The organism is Allobaculum fili (genome assembly GCF_020969955.1).
Classification (GTDB): Bacteria; Bacillota_I; Bacilli_A; order Erysipelotrichales; family Erysipelotrichaceae; genus Allobaculum; species Allobaculum fili.
This window is the reverse complement of sequence record NZ_JAHDSX010000046.1, coordinates 1-17698: the sequence shown is the minus strand read 5'-3', so window position 1 is coordinate 17698 and position 17698 is coordinate 1. Positions and strand designations below refer to the sequence as shown.

8 protein-coding genes and 1 rRNA gene are annotated in these 17698 nt (G+C 49.8%); all 9 read left to right on the top strand.

Features of this window, described 5'->3' with window-relative positions; all coding sequences use genetic code 11:
* Positions 1 to 173: 173 nt before the first annotated feature.
* Positions 174 to 281 (top strand): 5S ribosomal RNA (gene rrf, locus Afil_RS11525).
* A gap of 316 nt (positions 282 to 597) precedes the next feature.
* Complete coding sequence (locus tag Afil_RS09030; RefSeq protein ID WP_230268231.1) at positions 598 to 1776, top strand: iron-containing alcohol dehydrogenase; 1179 nt, start codon at positions 598 to 600, stop codon at positions 1774 to 1776.
* A 376-nt stretch (positions 1777 to 2152) separates the two neighbouring features.
* Positions 2153 to 7171, top strand: coding sequence for a glycosyl hydrolase family 95 catalytic domain-containing protein (locus tag Afil_RS09025; protein WP_230268230.1), 5019 nt, complete (start codon positions 2153 to 2155; stop codon positions 7169 to 7171).
* A 1131-nt stretch (positions 7172 to 8302) separates the two neighbouring features.
* Complete coding sequence (locus Afil_RS09020) at positions 8303 to 9400, top strand: iron-containing alcohol dehydrogenase (protein ID WP_230268229.1); 1098 nt, start codon at positions 8303 to 8305, stop codon at positions 9398 to 9400.
* 177 nt (positions 9401 to 9577) lie between these two features.
* Positions 9578 to 9790 (top strand): hypothetical protein, encoded by a 213-nt coding sequence (locus Afil_RS09015; protein WP_230268228.1) that lies wholly within the window; start codon positions 9578 to 9580, stop codon positions 9788 to 9790.
* Between the two features lie 187 nt (positions 9791 to 9977).
* The gene (locus Afil_RS09010; RefSeq protein ID WP_230268227.1) at positions 9978 to 11030 is read left to right on the top strand and encodes a trehalase domain-containing protein; all 1053 of its coding nucleotides are present in this window, start codon (positions 9978 to 9980) and stop codon (positions 11028 to 11030) included.
* Between the two features lie 45 nt (positions 11031 to 11075).
* Positions 11076 to 11810 carry an MGH1-like glycoside hydrolase domain-containing protein gene (locus Afil_RS09005; protein ID WP_230268226.1) on the top strand — a complete coding sequence of 245 codons (735 nt, stop codon included), beginning with the start codon at positions 11076 to 11078 and terminating at the stop codon, positions 11808 to 11810.
* Entirely contained in the window at positions 11803 to 13047 is a 1245-nt protein-coding gene (locus Afil_RS11400; RefSeq protein ID WP_369413427.1) for an MGH1-like glycoside hydrolase domain-containing protein, read from the top strand. The genes Afil_RS09005 and Afil_RS11400 overlap by 8 nt, the downstream gene beginning before the upstream one ends.
* A gap of 891 nt (positions 13048 to 13938) precedes the next feature.
* Entirely contained in the window at positions 13939 to 17289 is a 3351-nt protein-coding gene (locus Afil_RS08995) for a glycoside hydrolase family 84 protein (protein ID WP_230268225.1), read from the top strand.
* Positions 17290 to 17698: the final 409 nt, after the last annotated feature.

Sequence of the window (17698 nt, the reverse complement as noted above, 5' to 3'; positions counted from 1 at the left end):
GGAGATGGAAGCGAAGCGATTCGCGGAGTTGGCCAGTACTAATCGGTCGAAAGCTTAATCTAAGATTCGAGAAAGCTATACGCAAGAAGCCACTACGAAACCAACGATCGCGTTAGATCGTTATGTTAGAAGACTGATGTTTGTTTTTGGAAGATCCATTCAGAAAATCTAAGTATGGTGACGATAGCCTGCAGGATACACCCAGAAACATATCGAACCTGGCCAGTTAAGCTGCAGAACGCCGACAATAGCCGCAAGGCAAAGATAGGAAGCTGCCAGACAAAATGAAATCCCCGAAAGATAAAGGAGAAATCCGATATCGTTCGGGGATTTTTCTGTTTTCGGGGCCGTATGCGTTTCAAATTGAAATCGACGGTTTGAAAAAGGAGCAGCGAGAATTGACGGGAAGCGGATCAAAAGGCAAGAACGTCTTCTTTGTGGAAGAAATCCAGAAGGCCCGGAAGCGGGGATGGATGCGCGTTTGAGGCAAAGCGGTTCGTTGTGTCCCGGAAAGGGAACTGCTATTCTGAATTTCAGGGGATATGAAAAACGGAGGAATCTATGGATTCTCTCCATCCCCAAAAAGGAAAATACGAAATGGATAATTTTATTTATAATCTGCCGACCAAAGTATATTTTGGTCCCGATCAGCTCCAGCATCTTGGCGAGGAGGCTGCAAAGTACGGCAAGAACGTACTGTTCTGTTATGGAGGCGGTTCGATCAAGAAGAACGGTCTGTATGACAAAGCCATGGCTTCCCTGAACGAAGCGGGTCTTCACGTAACCGAACTCAGCGGGATTGAGCCAAACCCGAAAATTGAGTCCGTGTACAAAGGGGCTGAATTATGCAAGGAAAACCACATCGACTGCGTCGTTGCGGTCGGGGGCGGATCAGTCATTGACTGCGCCAAAATTATCGCGGCTGCCGCCTGTGTGGATTTTGATCCCTGGGAATTTTTCTCGAAGAAAACTCCAATTGAAAAAGCACTTCCGGTAATTGATGTGCTCACTCTGGCAGCCACCGGAACGGAAATGGATGACTGCGCCGTGATTTCCAACCCTGAAACGGTGGATAAAATGGGTGCGGCGTCTCCGGCTCTGATCCCGAAGGTTTCCTTCATGGATCCAGCCGTTACCTTCTCTGTTCCGGCCTATCAGACGGCAGCGGGCAGTGCAGATATTCTGAACCATATTATGGAAGACTATTTCGCACCGCGTCCGAATCTCTTCATGCTGGACCGGTTCATGGAAGGACTGATGCAGACGGTGATCCGCTACGCACCGATCGCTATGGAAGATCCCGAAAACTACGAAGCCAGAGCCAATCTGATGTGGGCGTCTTCGTGGGCCATTAACGGCTTCAACCGCGGTGCCAATCCGAAAGTCTGGTCGATGCATCCCATTGAACATCAGCTGACAGCCAACTACGGCATTACCCACGGTCATGGTCTGGCCATCGTCACCCCGCGCTATCTGCAGTACGTTCGAAATGAAAAGACCATGCCGCGTCTGGTGGAGTTTGGCGTTCGGGTATGGGGCATTGATCCAGCGCTGAGCGATGACGAAATTGTGGATCAGGCGATCGCGAAAACAGAAAACTTCCTGTTTGATCAGCTGAAGCTGACCGACAATCTGAAGGGGTTTGGCGTCAGTGAAGACCGCTTTGATGCCATGGCAGAGAAAGCCTGCAAGAAGGGGATTATCCATGGATTTTTCGATCTGGGCAAAGAAGACATCAAGGCCATTTATCAGGCCTGCATGGAACCGCATGCCTGAAGCTGCGTAAACCATCGGATCATTCAAACCGGGATTAACGCTATCCCGTAAATAAAAATCACTGTATAAGACGTGTTAAAACTATCCATCAGTTCTGTAAGAATTGGCGATGGGGAGCTTTTATTGTGCGGGCAAAATTTCATTGACACTGTTTCTTTTTCTGACGGAGAGCAGACGGAAGGTAAAGAAAACAAACCATAGCTCAGAAAAAACTGATTTGGAAGGCGGAGAGTTTCAAAAACAGGCTTAATTCAAACGCTTACATCCCCTATACTGTTATCAAGGCAAATCTGTCTTCTCATTCGGGCGAAATTTCGGAAGACGGAGGTAGCCATACGTTTTTTATGAGAAAAATGACAAACGGAAAGGAAATTCTATGAGTAAAAAGTTTTTTAAACGCTGCTCAGCATCCCTTCTTGCGGCTGCTATGTCTGCGGGCTTGATTACTCCTGCCCTTGCGGCAGATCCTCAGACTCCGGAAGAACCTTCACAGGGAAACTCTGAAGCAGCAAGCCTTCCGAAAAATGAGATCTTTTTTGATGAACCGGCAAGCCAGGGCAATCTTCCTGGGGGAGCAGGTGCATGGGCAGGAAGCTATGAGGGTGCGAACCGCTGGCAGCAGCGGATTCTGCCAATCGGCAACTCCCTGATGGGCGGCAGCGTCTATGGCGAATACGATTGCGAGCGCATTGTGCTCAACCAGAAAACTGTATGGAACGGCGGACCTTCCAGCACACGTCCAGACTACAACGGCGGCAATATCGCTTCCGTAGACGGAACCTCGATGTCAGAGATTTATAAGGAAGCGGTAGAAAAGTTTAAAACCAATGCAAGTGATCGCGACGCCTGGGCTAACAAGCTGGTTGGTTCTTCCAATGGATATGGTTCCTATCAGCGCCTTGGCGATATTTATATTAATATGGACCGCGATTACCTCAGCGAAGAATGGGAAGAGTACTGGAGACAGTACTGGGCGACCGGTACAGAGAAAATTGACGACCGCAACACATCCATTACCTATACAGGATGGAATGACTGGGCCAAAGGCGAATCCTGGTATGAGGGCACGGAAAAATATACGGAAACGGTAGGGGCCACGCTGGAAATGAAGTTTACCGGTGTTGCCATTCGAATGATCGGCTGCTCTAACAACACCATGGGCTACATGGATGTTTCCATTGACGGTAAAACAGTTGCTGAAAATGTCGACCTGAAAGCCATTGGCGGCGGAGACGGGCAGACTCTCTTCTCGATTGCGGATCTTGAAGAAGGCGAACACACGATTAAGATCGTCAATAAAGAACCTCTTTCCGGCACCGCAAAGAAGATTTCCTACGACTATTTTGAAGTGAAATCTTCGAGCGCCTCTTCAACACAGACACAGGAACTCGATCTCAATCCAGGCAACGCTTCCGAAACCGGTATTCAATATACTGGCGGCTGGGGTACCTGGGATCGTACAAAGGATACGGGAAACGGTGTTGGCTGGCTGAACAAAGATGAGATGTTCATCGAAAACAGTTCTGGCGCATCCATTGAATACACCTTTACTGGAACTGGTATTGCCCTGTACGGCGGTAAACACAGTGCAGACAATATGGGTTCTTTTACGTGGAAAATTGATGACGGCGAAGCGAATACGGTGAACACGAAAAAAGACTCTGGAAATATTGAAATTGTTGAACTCTTCTCTGACCAGAATCTGACGAATGGCGAGCATACCGTAACGATTACCGGCGTGTCCGGAAAACTGTCTTTGGACCGTCTGGTTGTCACAAGTGTGGCAACAGGCGAAGACACTGGACCGCAGAAACCTTCCACAGAACCGGAAACCCATACGGAAGCGACGAACTATCGGCGCTGGCTGAATATCGATGATTCGATCGCCGGTGTGGAATACGATCGTGACGAAACACATTACACGCGTGAATACCTTGCTTCTCATCCGGACAACGTGATCGCAATCAAGATGACTGCCTCAGGCGCGAAAAAACTCGATTTCGACTATTCTCTGCCTTTCTCGGCTACCGAGGATAACAATTACGGAAAAACAGAAACCGTTACGGGAACAATCTCGGCAGACGGCAAGACAGGCAACCTGATTACCACGGGTGAAATGTGCGATAACCAGATGAAACTGGCCGCTTCTTCCCGCGTGATCGTGAACGCCGGAACGGTAACCTATAACGAAGATCATGAGCGGCTGGAAATTCGCGGCGCAACGGAAGCAGTGATTTATGTCAGTGCGGCAACCGACTACGAAGATAATTATCCAACCTATCGAACCCGTGAAACGGATGAGCAGGTTCTGGCCCGTGCCCAGCGCGATGTCGATGGAGCAACGGCCAAAGGCTATGACAAAGTCAAAGCGGATCACGAAGCCGACTATAAGAACATTTACGATCGCGTAAAACTGAATCTTGGTCAGACCAAACCGGATCTTGCCAACGACGACCTGCTCGCAGCGTATAACGCCAGCAACTCCACTCTGACCGAAAGCGAAAAACGGTACTGCGAACAGCTGCTGTTCCAGTACGGCCGCTATTTGCAGATTTCTTCTTCCCGTGAAAACGCCGAAGGACGAGACGATCAGGACCTGCCGGCAAACCTGCAGGGTGTATGGAGCATTTATGACGGAGCAGTGGGCAATGTTCCATGGGGCGCTGACTACCATATGAACGTTAACATGCAGATGAACTACTGGCCGACCTATTCTGCAAACATGGCAGAGTGCGCGATTCCGATGATCGATTATGAAGACGGTCTGCGTGAACCAGGACGCGTTACCGCATCGACTTATTTTGGTATCGATAACTCGGACGGCAAGCAGAACGGCTACACCGCCCATACACAGAACACGCCGTTTGGCTGGACTTGCCCAGGCTGGGCCTTCAGCTGGGGCTGGTCGCCGGCAGCTGTACCCTGGATGCTTCAGAACGTATATGAATACTATGAATACGGACAGGACGTTGACTATCTGAAGGAAAAGATTTTCCCAATGATGGATGAACAGGCGAAACTGTACGAACAGATTCTTACCGAAATCACTTATGATAACGGCAAGACCCGCCTGGCCACTGCGCCATCCTATTCTGCTGAACACGGACCGTACACAGCAGGCAACGTTTACGAAAATACACTGTACTGGCAGCTGTTTAACGACTGCTGCGAAGCCGCTGAAGCGATTAACGCCAAATATCCCAACACAGTAAGCGCAGAGCGCATTGCCAAGTGGCAGGATATTATGGAAAAACTGGATCCGATCGAAGTCGGAGCCAGCGGACAGATTAAAGAATGGTATAACGAAACGACGCTCGGTTCTCTGGGAGAACGCGGACACCGGCATATGTCCCATCTGCTTGGATTGTTCCCAGGCGATCTGATCAACAGCGATAATCCGACCTATCTCGAGGCCGCAAAAGTATCTCTGCGTGACCGCGGCGATAACGCGACCGGCTGGGGCATGGGTCAGCGCCTGAACGCATGGGCTCGTGTTAAAGACGGCAACCATGCAATGACTCTGATCAAGAGTCTGTTCAAAAACGGCATGTATGTGAACTTCTGGGATGCTCACGCGCCGTTCCAGATTGACGGAAACTTCGGCTATACCTCTGGTATCGTTGAAATGTTAATGCAGTCCAATGCGAGCACGATCGAACTGCTCCCTGCCATTCCTGACGAATGGGCAGACGGCTCGGTAGACGGAATTGTCGCCCGCGGCAATTTCGAACTCGATCTCGACTGGGAAGACGGTGAACTTACCGATGTTGAAGTTCTTTCCAAGAGCGGAAATGTCTGCAAGCTCAACAACCCGGCGATCAGACCGGAAACCGTAGCCGTAGTCGACTCTGAAGGAAACAATGTGGAGGTTACAGCGGTTGAAGGCAAAGATCACGCCATTCAGTTCGATACCGAAGCCAATGAAACCTACACCCTGACCGTAAAAGAAGTGGAAGCCTCCAGCGTTTCGATGAGCGCAACTGCTGAAACCATAACGGCCGGCACGCCAGTTACGTTCACTCTGAATGCGACACCAGAAGGCGCCGCCATTAAGAGTGCGACCTGGAGTGCTGTCGATGCACAGAATGCAGCCGTTGCAGGCGTAACCGTTACACCGGCAGCCAACGGCGCATCCGCATCCGTAAGCGTAGATGCATCGGTAGCCAACGGCACCGTCATCACCGTTAAAGCAGCGAATGTAAATGGAAATGCATCCCTTACTGCCAGCAAGACCATTACCGTTCTGGCAGCCGATGCCAAGACGATCATCGAACTGGGCAAACACAAATTTGTCACAACACTCCCGTCCACAGGCGAACTGGAAACACAGGATGGCGAACAGGTTCTCACAGGCTCTATGGACCTGAACGATCCAGAACGCAAAGTGACAAACGCCTTGACCAGCGGCGGCAGCTACACCGTCAGCGCCCGTCTGTATGTTCCAGATGATGTATACGATAAATCCGCAGGCGTATCGGATGATGGAAAATACAACTCCATCGTATCGATTGGCGATGACGCGTTCGCGATGCGTTTCTATACGTATCTGAACAATGACACCACCTTCTTCCAGGCTTACGTGAAAACGGATTCCGGCTGGAAGACTGCGGGAAGTGAAGACCAGCTTCCAACGGACTTCTTCAATGCCTGGCATGAAGTAAGTGCTGTCTATAACAGCGAAGATCACACCATCACGACCGTGATCGACGGCAGACAGATCGCTCAGGTTGACGCACCCGGCACTCTGTCCAGTTCAGACAAAGCTGTTGAAATTGGCCATATGTCCGATAAACCGGATCGTAAGAACGATCTGAAGTTCTCCAACATCAAGATCGTGAACAAAGCCCTGACGCCAGCAGAAATCCAGGCTGCTGCCGATGGTACAAGTACGCTTGAAGAAGAAAACGTACTGCTCTGGCTCGACTTTGCAGGACCAGCCGATGAAGCGCGCACCGCTCTCAATGCGGATCTGACCGAAGCCAATAAGCTCGTCGAAACGGATTACACCCCGGCAAGCTGGGAAGCCTTTGCGGATGCCAAAGAAAAAGCCGCTTCCATGAACAGCATTTATGCGACAGCGAAAAACCTGATGGATGCCAAAGCGGAACTGAAAGCCGCAAAAGACGCACTGGTACCAGCTGCCGCAGCTACCGTGGATACCACCCAGCTGAAGACCGCCAAAGATAAAGGCGCCCAGCTGAATCTGGCTGATTTCCACATGACCGAAGCCGAAAAGACCGCGTTCAACGCTCTGCTTGGCGAAGCACAGGCTCTCATCACGACGCCGACCACGCAGGAAGCAGTCAATGCGAAAGCCAAAGCGGTAAACGATGCGATTCTCGCTCTGCGCAAAACACCGAAAGCGTCCGCGCTTGGCGCTTTGAAAGGTGAATAGGCAGCCGGAATAAGCAAGCAGCCGGAATAAGCAAAAGGAAAGGAGAGTCGGGAACGATCGTAGGGATCGTTTGAAGGAATAAAGGGTATTCGAAGGAATAAAGGATAAATGGAAGAGGAAAAGAGAGTTATCTAAAATACGCCTCTTTTCCGTTCCTTCCTTCCGCTTCGTTCGCTCATGCCAATCCCCTCTCTCCAAAACTGCTCGATTTCAATAAGGCTTTAAAAGAAAAAAACGAAGGGACTGTCGATCCCGCTGATGATTCGTATCAGCAGGACGACAGTCCCTTTTGCGTAATCACAGGAAGTCACAGCGGTTCTGGAAAGCCGTGCACAGCCTTCTCTGGCTAAATTCATTTTTGCGGACTGCCTGAATGGTTTTCGCTAATCAAAATGCTCGGTTTTGATTAGCGAAAACGTTTGGAGTGCTTTTCACGAATGAAAATAACGAAATCGGATGAGCGAATAGCAAAATTTTTCTATTCATGCATGAACCAGGGATTTTTGGATGAAGGGATCAACGAAGAATGTACACCGCTTTAAACGTTCTGCCGCTTAGTGGCTGTCTGAATTGATGGCATGCAGGTAAAAGCGCGCGAAAAGAAAACTGTTTTTCGTGATCTTTTACTCTTTTTGGAGAGAACACTTCAAAAAAGGTGGAATCGGAAGCTGAGACTAAGGATTATTGTGAGCGAGAAAGGTGCATGTTTCCGGACTGCACTGGAGGAGTCACTCTGTGGCTCTTTTTTATAGCCTGCCTATAAATGAATTTTTGTCCTTCTCCTTTTCTCACTCTGGCTTTTTCTCACTCTGGCTTTTATTCTGGCGATAAAAATCTGAAAACTGTATCGCTTCAAATCCTGTTCGATTTATCGAAAAGGACAGAAATAGAATCCTCCTCGGGTTCTTTTTACAAAGATGGAGTCAGGAAAAGTCGGGTATGAACCGGGCTTTTCTGCACGCATTTGTCAGAATTGATATAAAGAAAGGTCAGTCGGCTGTACGAATGAATCGGTTCTTTCCGATCTTTTTGTGTCTGTATACGTTTTTCGCTGCCTTTTGAAAAACGGTCTTTATTATTCTTCTACGGGGAACTGGATCCCAATGGACAGCAGCCGGCTGGAATACAGTTATGTCAAAAACTCCAATTACTACCGATGTTCGAAGCGGCGCGTCGACTTTAAATGAACTGCCAGAAATACTCAGAAAATACGGAACGAAAGTCCTTCTGGTTCACGGCCATCGGCCTGTGGAAGACGGCCTGCTGCAGACCGTACGTCTCCTTTTGAATGAAGCGGGATTCCCTCATGCCAATATGGGACAGATCCTGCCGAATCCTAAGTACGATTCCGTAGTACGCGGTGTTGAAATTGCCCGTAAGGAAAAGTGCGACATTATTCTTTCGCTTGGCGGCGGATCGACTTTGCAGTGTGCAAAAGGCATCGCCGGCGGGCTGGGCGTCAAAGGCGATCTCAAGGACCTCTGGAATGGAAAAAAGAAACTGAAGAAAGCAGCGGTGATCGGTGCGGTTCTGACCGATCCAGCTTCCGGCAGTGAATTAGGCCAGAAGTGCACGCTCGTTCGCGGCGGAAAGCGGCATACGATGGTTTCTCCATTTTTCAAGAGTACTTTTGCGATTCTGGATCCTTGTGAGTCGCAGTATCCGTTTTATCCGACGATGAACCAGATTTTTATCCTGTACGCCCGCCTCTTTTTCGCCAGTCTGGTGTTAAAAGATGAACAGAAAACGCAGGCTCTGGAACTGCTGAAAAAACTGGTCGATACCGCAGCTGCGCTTTCGCGCAATATTGGCGATATTGAGGCAAGAACCCAGCTGTTCAGTATCGGCTGCCATGCCCATAAAGATCTGAAGCTTCCGGAAAACCCCGTGGAGCCGATTGGCGAAAAAATCGCTTTTAATGACTCTCTTCCAAACGGCACCGGACAGTCCGTTCTCTTCTTCGCATGGCTGAATACGCTTGAGGATGCCGACAAGAACGAAGTCATTCATATCGCAAACACGCTCGCCCAGCATACGGGCAGTGATACGCAGGTGACGACATTTGAAGACGCACTCGCTTCTCTGAAAGCCGGCCTGGAGCCGACCAAAATTCCGCTGACGTTAAAAGAGAGCGGCCTGAAAGTACACAGGAAGAAACTGCTCGCTCTGGCGGAAAACAAGGAACAGAAAGCCATTCTGAAACAGGCGATCGAACTGGATGCCAGATAGTCGGCAAGAGTCGACGGCTGATTTGAGTCCAGTTTGAAAAGAAATAGCGAAAAGACGCAGTGTTAAGGATTTACAGTCCTTGCACTGCGTCTTTTTCGTCTGGAAAAATCAGGAAGCAAAACGGATTGGGCTTCCGACCATTGGAACCCAGATCGACTGCCGCAGTCCAGAAAAAGAATGCGTTTTCGCATCGGACCGCAATCTGTTTTAATGGAACAATTGCGCCATTCAGAACTCTGGCGTGCGGCTGGACTTTTTTTCAAACGAATCGTTTCAGGAAAAGAAATTCGGCTCTTTCTGGCCGGAGAATTGCTTGCGGGAGAATGCGGATGCTGTGGGGATCTTGCACCTTTCAAAGTAAACAATCCCGGAAAAAGCAAACTTTTCTGACCAGATTCGACTAGCTTTAAAATTCGTTACCGCATTAAATTGACAAAGATAACATTCATCAAACACAGGTTGACGAAAATGTCTACGGACGGAAGTATAGATTCGAATGGAAAGGGATTACATATCTGCCGAAAATATATTTGATTAGGAATGCCTTTTCAAAGAGAGTGAAAGAAAGGAAAAACACATGAACTACAGACACACTGTGAAACGCTGCCTGTCCGCTGTGCTGGCAGGCGCTATGGCCTGCTTCGGCGTACAGGTCGCACGGCTCCAGACTGTTTTTGCTCAGGAGAACAGTTCTGACTACAGTCAGCCCCTGACTGATTTCAAAGACGTGCTGGACATCCATGCCAATCCGACCGAAGTGATTTATGGCTCTTACAGCACCAACTGGTTTAACAACTTTTCGGACCAGGGGGCATGGAACGGCTACTATCTCCCCAACAAAGAAGCCACCCAGACCCACGGAGGATTTGCCGGACCGGTCATTGTTGCCGAAGAGTATCCGGTCAATCTGTCCGACTCGATCAACAAGATCGATCTTGCTCTTGTCGATCAGAACAATACCGTGACGAATATTGATCTGAGCAAGATTCAGCCAGAAACCGCCTATTATCCAGGGCGTCTGGAACAGGTTTACAAAATCAGTGAAGATCTTTCCCTCGTTCGGAATCTGATTTTTGCGAACAACCGAACCGCACTGATCAAAGCGGAAATCCAGAACCATTCGGAAAACGATCTGAAACTGAAACTGTCCTGGGATGGTCACATTTTCTCCTGGTGGCAGTATGCGAATAACCCCAACTGCAAGACAGGTGCAACCCTCTCTGCTGAGAAAGACGGCGTCAAAGTGAACTTCCAGGATATTCGAAGCACCTGGAACTACATGACGACCAGCGAAAACTCCTTCGACATTGTTCTCGACCAGAAGGATCTCGATGTTACCGTTTCTGACGATCAGCTTTCCTACACCATTACAAAGGAAGAACCGGTTACTATTCCTGCCGGCCAGTCCTACACAGTTAACCAGACACAGTCCTGGACATTTACCGATGAAGAAAGAACCGAACAGAAAGCGCAGAGTCATACGTTCCTTTCCAATCCGGACGCTGCCTTCGAAGCCAACACGGATCGCTGGCAGGGCTATGTCGATACCATCTTCAAAAACGGAAACAATGCAACAACCCCCTACAAGCGCGCAGCTGTAAAATGCATTGAAACGCTGACTACCAACTGATTCTCCGCTGCCGGTGCTCTGAAGCATGACGGCGTTGTACCGTCCATGTCCTATAAATGGTTCGTTGGCATGTGGGCGTGGGATTCCTGGAAACAGGTTGTATCGACCGCTGTCTTTGATAAGGACCTTGCGGAAAACAACGTCAGAGCCCTCTTTGACTACCAGATCCAGGACGATGATAAAGTCCGTCCGCAGGATGCCGGCGCCATCATCGACTGCATTTTCTATAACCAGAACGAAGACCGCGGAGGAGACGGCGGCAACTGGAACGAACGCAACTCCAAGCTGCCTCTGGCTGCATGGGCCGTTGCAAACGTCTACCGTCAGACAGGCGACAAGGAATTCCTCAAGGAAATGTATCCGAAGCTGAAAGCCTATCACAACTGGTGGTACACCAACCGTGACATTGATAAGAACGGTGTTGCCGAATACGGCGGCATGGTTCATGAAGTCTGCTACGACTGGGCCGGCTACGGCTACCCGGTAGGAACCGTTATTGAAGGCGTTGGAACTGTCGGCGAAGACGGACAGGTTCTCGACAAGAACGGCGAAAGAGTCGTCTGCCCCGAAGCGGTTCTTGAAGCGGCTGCATGGGAAAGCGGAATGGACAACGCAACCCGTTTTGATATTGAAGGAAACGGCAAGGACGATATCGGTATTCAGGTTTACACCGTTCGCAACGATGAAGGCGATCAGATCGGCTACACGATCAACCAGGAATCCGTTGACCTGAACGCTTACCTGTACGCAGAAAAAAGGCTTCCTTGCGGAAATCGCTGATGAAATCGGCTATACGCAGGATGCGGAAGTTTACGAAAAAGAAGCCAGAGAACTTGGCGATTACATCAATACCAAAATGTATGATGCAGAAACCGGATTCTATTACGATCTGCAGACTAACGAAGACGGCTCCGTTAAGAAGCTGCTTGTAAACCGCGGCAAAGGAACCGAAGGCTGGATTCCTCTCTGGGCCAAACTGGCACCGGCCGACAAAGCCGCGCACGTTGTCGAAAATATGATGGATCCAGGAAAATTCAATACGAATGTTCCGTTCCCGACGGCTTCCAAGGACAACGACAAATATGCACCGTCCAGATACTGGAGAGGACCGGTCTGGATGGACCAGGCATTATTCGGCGTCGAAGCTCTGCAGAACTACGGCTACGAAAGTGAAGCCAGTCAGATGACCCGCAAGCTGTTTGAAAACGTAGAAGGTCTGCTTTCCGATGGCGCCATCCGCGAAAACTACAACCCGGAAACCGGTGAAGGCCTCCATACGAAAAACTTCTCCTGGTCCGCTTCCGCTTACTACCAGCTGTATCAGAACGTGGTAACCGGAAACAACACGACGTCTCAGGAAAAGTTCGAAATTCCGGAATACGACGGCAGAACCGATCTGCAGAAGCTGATTGAAGAAGCCGGTGCTTTAAACAGCAGCAATTACACCGAGAAGTCCTATCAGGCACTCTCCGATGCCCTCAAGGCAGCCAAAGATGCCGTTGCCAATAAGAAGACAACCGAAGAAGAGCTTCTGAACGCCAGGGATGCGCTCCAGGAAGCCATGAATTCTCTGCGTCAGAACATCTACCGCATTTATAACCCGAACAACGGGGAACACCCCTTTACCGCCGACAAGCGCGAATACGATGTACTCGGCTCCATCGGATGGAATAAAGAAGGCATTGCCTGGATTGCCCCAGTAGAAGGCACTGAAATGGTAAGACTTTACAACAGCAACTCCGGTGAACACCACTACACCGCCAACAAGAAGGAAATCGAAGCACTCGAAAAACTGGGCTGGAAAAATGAAGGCGTCAAGTTCATGTCCGCTAAAGCAGATGATGAACACAGCGTAGTCATCCACCGCCTTTACAACCCGAGCGCAGGCTTATCCGCGAAGACCCAGGCAGGGGCACACCATTACACCAGCACGGATAAAGAACGCGATTACCTGATTCAGGCCGGATGGAACTGGGAACACCTTGATCAGGATCTGTTCTACGGTCTGACCGAATAATCCCAATTTCCAAATCGGATGAAACTCTGTAACTCTGACCCGTTCAGTCAGAAAGCTGGACGGGCTTTTTCAATAGAAAACGCGTACGCAAAACTGGCAGCCTAGTCCGCAAAGCCAGCAGCCAGGGCTTAATTATACGGAAATTCTCTCCGCGATTTTCGAAGAATCGTTTTGCTGAACAGGACAGACTGCAACACGCTGAGTTTCATTTCAGCAATTGTGGTCTGTCCTGTTTGTTTCTATACACCGGATAAATAAGAAAGCTGCGGAATGAATTGTGAATATGTAAATCGAAAATTGCAACGAGTTTATAATTATTATGCTTGGATTTGGATATATGACTGAAAGGGGTAACATTTTTTGCCCGATCGTATTGGAAAGGCAAACGAAAATCGTTAGACTGGAGATGGACTCTGAGGGAAGCTGAACATCTATTTCTTCTGTTCTAGTCCAGAAAAGGGGGCCGTATCAAAGACGGGCCAATTTTCTGGGAGCGATAAGCGACAGATTTTCCCAAGGGAAATTCTGGAAACAGCAAAGCAAAAGGGCAGACCGGACATCGGGCGTCCGGCGTGAATGCGATTTTCGCATCCCCCTCCCTCAATGCGAATACAGAGAAAAAACAGGAACAGAAAGCAGGCAGGCCGATCGGGCAGATCGTTGTGCCGTCCTGGGGACTGTTCTTTCTATTGTTTATGGCCTTTTCCTATCGTTTATGGCCTTTTTGCATTTTCGGTTCGATCGAAGCAACGGGCAAAAAGAAAATGCGAGATGAATATCATTTTTTCTGTACGAAAAGACGCAAGTCTAAGGCGATCCGCCGACAGAGCGTTTCCGCCATGAATAAGGGCAGGCGGAAGAACATCTGGACGCGGATAAGAAAGGATTGGAATGAAAAAGAATAAAAAATCCTGGAGCAGACTGTATACGACCTTTGCGGCGCTGAGCGTTACGGCCGGTACGGTGTGCGGTCCAGTCTCTGTGCTGGCGAATACAGCTGCAGAGAAGCAGGATCAGGAACCCGCTGAAGTTTCGGTCTATCCAAGACCCCAGTCTCTGGAATATGACGGAACGGAAGGCATGAAGCTGCAGGGAACGGTCGATATCGTTGTCCACGGCACAAAGAATGAAGTTACGCTTAACCGTCTGAAAACCATTCTTGACGATCTTGGCGTTTCCTATCAGGTGACGGACCAGGTTTCCCCGGACCATGCAACAATTCTTCTGAGCGATGACGCAGACCATTGCGACGAGTGCGACAGCACGCTCGAAGGCACCACAAAAGAACAGGGCTATGCTCTGGTATCCGATAATGATGTGAATTCCAAAGGCACGATCGTCATTACCGGTCACGATCAGGACGGTGTGTATAACGGTGTCCTGACCCTCGGTCAGCTCCTTGAGCAGACCACAGAAGACGGCCGCTTCGCGGAAGTCTCCATTTCCGACTATCCGGATATGCTGCTGCGCGGAGCCATTGAAGGCTTCTACGGTATCCCATGGACATTCGCAAACCGAAAGAAAATCATCCAGGATACCGCCAAGTTCAAGATGAACACGTATATCTACGCGCCAAAAGATGACCCGTATCACAAGGACAGATGGAGAGATCTGTATCCAGAAGATCAGGCGCAGCAGATTCATGAGCTCGTAGAAGAAGCTCAGAAAAACAACCTGCACTTTATCTGGTGCGTCCATCCAGGCAATGGATTCAACTACAGCGGTGACGAGGATTACAACAAGCTGATTGCCAAACTGGAACAGCTGTATTCCCTTGGCGTAAGACAGTTTGGTATTTCCTACGACGACCTGGGCGGAAACAATGAAGGTACCGAACAGGCGACGATCATCAACCGCGTCAATGCCTACATGAAGGAAAAACATCCAGACGTAAGAAACATGCTGACGGTAGCCAAGCGCTATACCGACGGCTGGGGCTCGAGCTGGCAGACCTACCTGAAACCGTTCCTGGATACGCTCGATGACGACGTTACCCTGATGTGGACCGGTCTGAATACCGGCGGTGTTTGCGGAGCCAATTCCTTCAACGGCCCAAAAAACAATGTCGGCTACGATAAGCCGTTAGCCTTCTGGTTCAACTATCCAGTAAACGATATGGGCTATGGACGCCTGCTCATGGGCGAACTCGATGCCTCCCTCGTGGATCCGAATGTCACAGGACTGGCCGGCTTTTATATGAACCCGATGAACCAGGCGCAGGCTTCCAAAGTTGCCCTGTATCAGGGCGCGGATTACTCCTGGAATACCCCGGGTTTCCAGTCGCATGAATCCTGGCTGCGCGCCATCAAGGAAGTGGCCGGCGAAGAACATGCCGCTGCATTTGCCCGTTTCGCAGACAACACCAGCGGACATACTTTTGAAGACATTAAAGTCGGCGAATCTAAGGAACTTCAGCCAAAATTAACGGCTCTTGACACAGCTATTGCTTCAGGCAAAGGAATCCGCGAAGCGGTTATGGATCTGAAAGCCGAATTTAAACAGATGGAAGACGATGCCGTCGAGCTGAAAGGCATGGACGACGAACTCCTTCTGGGAGATATTTCTGTACATCTGGACGGCTACGAAAAGCTTGGACAGGCTGGACAGGCTGCCATGGATGGATTCCTGGCTGCTCTCGATCTGAACGCTGAAGGTATGACCACAGCCCAGACAACCGTTTCCAGTCTGCTTACGGAGGTCGACGCTTTAAAAGTGAATTCCATGGATCGCAACGGAAACATGACAAAGACAACCGCAGAAATCTGCGAAAAGTTCATTAAGCCGTTCCTGAGAAGCGTAAGCACCAAAATGCAGGCCGCATTCCGCTCTGCGCTCAATGTATCTGTAGAACCGCATCTGATTTCTTCGGATCCGGAAATTACCGGAACCATTTCTGATGATGCCGGTTCGCCATCGGCCACCTTCAGTGCGACCCTTGGCTACGGCGGCTATGCCGGATTCTCCTTTGGCGAACTGACCAAGATCAGCAGCTTCACTGCAGAACTTCCGGAAAATACCCGTCTGGAATATTCGCCAAACGGATGCGACTGGACAACCTTTACTGAAGACATGGATAACATGGACGTTACCTATGTCCGCATTGTGAACGAATCAACGACACCGCTCGTTCTCGAAAACTTCGTGATCAGTGCCGAAGGCATGTTCAAACCGATCGAACAGATGACAGCTTCCACCAACGTCTGCAACGGTTCGTACTATGAAAACTACAGACCAGCCAATGCGGTGGATGGCAATACGTCCACAAAATACTGGTCCGACGCTCCGGCTTCAAACGGCGACTATTTCCAGGTTGACTTAGGAACTGTAGTTCCAGTCGGAACCGCGTCCATCCTGTTTGGAGGCAACCCGAAAGGCGCCGCAAACGGAATTGACGGCTTCTCTTCTACACGCCTGCAGATTTCAGAAGACGGCGCTGTCTGGGAAACGGTCGGTGAAGATCTCCCGGTAGCCAGCTACGAATCCGTTACCAGCGGATCAAACACTCAGGCTAAGGCCAGCTTTGAAGTCGGCGGCAAAAAGGCTCGCTATGTCCGCTTCGTTGCGGCGCAGGCTCACGATTCCAACTGGATTCAGGTTTATGAAATCGACGTTCAGCAGAGCGGATCGACCGGCGGCAATACAGCTCTGAACATTGGTTCGACCAACACCGCCGGAAATATCGGATCGCTGTGCGACGTCAACCTCAATACCGCGTTTACCGTAGAAACCCCGGCAGAGGGCGACTATGTGATTTACAACCTCTCCGCAATCACCAGCGTGAAAACCCTGCAGATCCTGCAGAGCGGCGTGTCCAATGCCAAAGTCAGCGTGCAGACGTATGACGGAAACTGGAAAGAAGCTGGAACGCTCGATGCAGAAAACAAGAGCTTCGATATCAACGAACGAATCAAAGCCGTACGTCTCGACCTCAGTGCCGGCGAAGCTGCTGCCATTCAGGAAGTTGTTGTACGTCCGACCGACGAACTGATCAAAAATACGATCATGCCTCCAGTCGTACCGGAACTCTTCGATACCACCCTGCTGAAAACCGCACTCGCTAAAGCCGATACACTTACAGAAGACGACTTTGCCAAAGGCTGGGATGCCTTAGCCAAAGCAGTCGATGCCGGCGAAGACGTTCTTGCTCAGCACGACAGCCAGGAAGAAATCGACGAAGCCGCAAAAGCGCTCAACCAGGCGCTTCTCAATCTGCGCCTGCATCTCGGCGAGCTTCCAAAATAATCGGAGCTGCTCCTGATCCTGTAGAGTGCTGAAGAGCACGTAAGGACACAGGAAAATCCCGAAAAAGAAACACAAAACCAATTTCGGTTTGTACAGACCGTGCAGGCAATCCGGACAGATGAATCAAAGAATTGAATCTTCAGGACGTACTGCACAGAAATCAGGCCCTGTGCAGATTCAGAGTGATTTTGCAAATGCATAAGGACCGGCAATCCGCTCATCCATGAGCAGATGCCGGTCCTTTTCTTTGTGGAAACTTTCGGAACCACGGACAGCGGGAGAAAAAACGTAAGTGTCAAACAATCGACGGGTATACGCGAGACTGAATATTAGATACGCTAAACGGGATCCCTTTCGAGATCCCGCTTGGCGTATTTTTTATTCTTCATCGTTTTCTTCATACTTCGGA